Source organism: Stenotrophomonas sp. SrG (assembly GCF_050031795.1).
Lineage (GTDB): Bacteria > Pseudomonadota > Gammaproteobacteria > Xanthomonadales > Xanthomonadaceae > Stenotrophomonas > Stenotrophomonas rhizophila_A.
Genome location: NZ_JBNBBE010000981.1, coordinates 1 through 242 on the forward strand (window position 1 = coordinate 1; position 242 = coordinate 242).

Consider the following 242-nt stretch of genomic DNA (forward strand, 5'->3'; position numbering starts at 1 on the left):
CTAGCCGGGCCCGCCGCAACCCCCCCGGGGCGGGCTGGTGGTCTGGGTGGTCTATTACGCCCGCCGGTATTTCGCCCCCCACCCGCGGTTCCGTGCCGCGCTGCCCCGCCCGCAGACCGCCGTTCTGGAACCGGGCGATGCAATCTTCATTCCCAGCATTTGGTGGCACCACGTGCGCAGCCTGGAACCGTTCAAAGTGCTGGTGAACTACTGGTGGCGCAGCGTGCCCAGCTTCATGTCCT

1 pseudogene is annotated in these 242 nt (G+C 67.8%); it reads left to right on the forward strand.

Annotated elements, in window-relative coordinates:
* Positions 1-4 precede the first annotated feature (4 nt).
* Positions 5-242: pseudogene (locus ACQG3P_RS22430) on the forward strand (cupin-like domain-containing protein); the annotation flags it as partial.